This window comes from Pseudoxanthomonas sp. LjRoot204_2, assembly GCF_056175765.1.
The window spans coordinates 1-2,082 of the sequence record NZ_JBGFFG010000517.1; the positions used below are offsets into that span (position 1 = coordinate 1).

General features: G+C 61.2%; 3 protein-coding genes. 2 read left to right on the plus strand and 1 reads right to left on the minus strand.

Annotated elements, in window-relative coordinates:
* Window positions 1–74 precede the first annotated feature (74 nt).
* Window positions 75–665 (minus strand): hypothetical protein, encoded by a 591-nt coding sequence (locus AC04L7_RS17360; RefSeq protein ID WP_435996783.1) that lies wholly within the window; start codon window positions 663–665, stop codon window positions 75–77.
* 655 nt (window positions 666–1,320) lie between these two features.
* Here AC04L7_RS17360 and AC04L7_RS17365 point away from each other — a divergent pair.
* Window positions 1,321–1,761 carry a hypothetical protein gene (locus tag AC04L7_RS17365; RefSeq protein ID WP_435996785.1) on the plus strand — a complete coding sequence of 147 codons (441 nt, stop codon included), beginning with the start codon at window positions 1,321–1,323 and terminating at the stop codon, window positions 1,759–1,761.
* A 16-nt stretch (window positions 1,762–1,777) separates the two neighbouring features.
* A partial coding sequence (locus tag AC04L7_RS17370) for a VirB8/TrbF family protein (protein WP_475513527.1) occupies window positions 1,778–2,082 on the plus strand: 305 nt, incomplete at its 3' end.

Here is a 2,082-nt window from a genome sequence, read left to right on the forward strand (position 1 = left end):
CGCCAGGATGATCACAACGCGTGTACTGCCCAAGTTGCCCCCTGTGGTCGTTCCCTGATGATGTGCCTGCGGCGTCAGCGGCCGTCAGCAGTCTTGCCTTCCTGCCTTGCGGTCGTGTCGATGAGGACGTACTGGTCGTTCTTCTGCCAGCGGGGCAATCCATCCTGCAACTGGATGCAGGGTTGCCCGCCACAGGACGTGATTGTGACGTGCTGCAACGCCTCCAGGACCTCCGCATCCACCTTCGCCTGTTCCGAGCGCTTCACGTTGTGCCACGCGACGTAACCGGTGCCCGCGACCATCAGGACACAGGCCGCTGCGAGTGCGCCCACCGACTGCGCGCCGAGAAAACGCGTACGTCTGGCGAATGTCGACTGTTCGTGATCGAGCTTCTCGATCGCCTGGCGCAGCCTCGACACCGTGTCGTCGATGCTCTGCGTGGCCGCGGGAACCTCCTGGGCCAGCGCTTCCCGCATCGCACGCCGCGCATGATCACCCATCTCGCGCGTGCCTTCCTCGAAGGCTTTCCTGACATCGAGCGCGGACGACTTGAGCTCCTGCGCGGACGCCTCCTGTGCGTTGGCGGCCCTGTTGCACTGGTCCGTCAGGTGCGCCGCCAGCAGGGCGGCGTTGGCGACGAAATCTTCCATCTTCGACTGTTCCATTTCGTTCCTTGCAGCGCGCGCGTTACTCGACTAGCTCCGCATCAGCATGATGCATGAGATGTTTTACGTTCAAGGTGCTTCGCCGCGCAACGAAGTCGTGTAGGAAAATTCCTACATCCAGCTGAAGTTTCGCGTGTATCCATTGATCGCGTCACGCAAGCGTTCATCGCAGTGAAGAATGATTTCACATTGGATGTGACGTCGTTCCTGCTTTCACATCGATCTTCACATTCATGATCGTACCTGTCGTTTCGATTTAATCGTATTGCAACAAGTGCCTTGTTTTATAGGGTTTTGATGCGATACGCGATGCGGGGTTGGAACGACATAAACATGTTTACGTTTCTTCTCGTGTTGACGTCGCAAAAACCCGTGGCTATGTTCGGCTCGACTGGCGTGATGCAGTGCGCGGCCGCAATGTGCGACGCACGTTAAGCGCTTGAAGGAAATGCAAGGAGCTTCGACGCATGGATGCGGTGACAGGGGGCAGTGCGCAGGACAGTTGCCTGCGCAGTGCGATGAGCACGGGATCATTCCTGATTCCCGCGCATGCTGGCGCGCATTGCCGCCCCGAAACATTCTTCAGTGCCGTGACGCGTTTCCCGAGAGGCGCGCAAGGGAAGTGGGTTGCTGACGATTGCAGAAAGGTGGATTCGTGATCCGAAACGTCGTTTTCCGCAGGATGATGGTGTCGTGTTTCGTGGTGCTGGTCGCGGGGTGCGCGACGCCGCAGGCGGCGGATATCCACGGGCGCTGGCGCCCGGTGAACCGGTTTGCCGAGGCGCCCCAGGCCATCCCGCTGCAGCAGGCTTACATCTACCAGGCCTCCCCGGCGGATGGCACGCTCAAGACCATGCTCACCCGCTGGGCGAAGGACGGCAGCCTTACGCTCGCCTACCTGCATCCCAACGACTACACGCTGCACGCGCCGGTCGCACAGATCCGTACCGGGAGCCTGGAGGATGCCGCCGCCGCGCTCTCCGCTGCTTACGCCGACCAGGGCGTTCGTGTGGTGATCGAACGCCCCCGGATCATCGTGAGCCAGGCGTCGCTACCCTCCGCCGACGTGACGCCCGCTGCGTCGCTGGGCGACTGACGGCGACGGCTCGCGCATGTTCAAGAAGAAAACCTCTTCTCCCGAGATCGACCGTGCCGTTGCGCATGGTGTCAGCTTCGAGCTGACACTGGCGGAACGCGCAAGCAAGAGCGAGCGTCGCGCATGGATGGTCGCGTGGTCGGCCATCCTGATGTCGTTGATCCTGGCGGGCGGCTATTTCCTCTTCCTGCCCCTCAAGGAGAAGGTGCCTTATCTCGTCATGGCCGATCCGTACACCGGTACGGCCAGCGTGGCGCGCCTCTCCGGCAACTTCCAGGACCGCGACGTCACGACCGAAGAAGCGATCAACAAGAGCAACGT

Coding starts and splice junctions, on each gene's coding strand:
- AC04L7_RS17360 (WP_435996783.1), bottom strand. CDS start 665: ATGGAACAGTCGAAGATGGAAGATTTCGTCGCCAACGCCGCCCTGCTG.